2 protein-coding genes are annotated in these 551 nt (G+C 64.6%); one reads left to right on the forward strand and one right to left on the reverse strand.

Features of this window, described 5'->3' with window-relative positions; translation table 11 throughout:
* The coding region (tnpA, locus tag Acy02nite_RS46260) for an IS200/IS605 family transposase (protein WP_203756872.1) at positions 1 to 409 on the reverse strand (409 nt) is incomplete at its 3' end.
* A gap of 20 nt (positions 410 to 429) precedes the next feature.
* Here tnpA and Acy02nite_RS47715 point away from each other — a divergent pair.
* Positions 430 to 551 (forward strand): helix-turn-helix domain-containing protein (locus tag Acy02nite_RS47715; RefSeq protein WP_203756874.1); only part of this gene is annotated, 122 nt, incomplete at its 3' end.

The raw sequence follows: 551 nt of genomic DNA on the forward strand, positions 1-551 counted from the left end.
AACCGGGATGGTTCTGTCGCTCGATGTACTGCTTGATGACGCTCAGCGGTGCGCCGCCGACAGACTCGGCGAAGTACGAACCCGACCAGAGCTTGTTAGCCGGATAGTAGTGGCGTGCCAGGTCGGGGAACTCCTGCCGCAGGCGGCGCGAGGAGCCGCCCTTGAGGCTGTTGACCAGCCTGGCCGCGGCGACCTTGGGTGGGAAGTCGGCGAGCAGGTGGACGTGGCTGTCGGCTGCGTTGAATTCGAGCAGTTCGGCCTCGAAGCCGGCGCGCACCTCTCGCATGATCTGTTCCCTCCGGGTCAGGTGCTGGTCGGCGAACACCGTGTGCCGGACCTTCGTCACGAAAACCACGTGGGCATGCATCACGACACCGTAGGGGGTTGCCCGGTTCCTCGAATGGCTCATGCTGGTTGTCGTATGACAGGATGTCGGGTGTGCAGTTGCGGTACAACTATCGGGTGTATCCGACGCCGGGTCAGCAGAGTGCGCTGGCGCAGGCGTTCGGGTGCGCCCGCGTGGTCTACAACGACGGGCTGCGCCTGCGTCA

Source organism: Actinoplanes cyaneus, from assembly GCF_016862095.1.
GTDB lineage: Bacteria > Actinomycetota > Actinomycetes > Mycobacteriales > Micromonosporaceae > Actinoplanes > Actinoplanes cyaneus.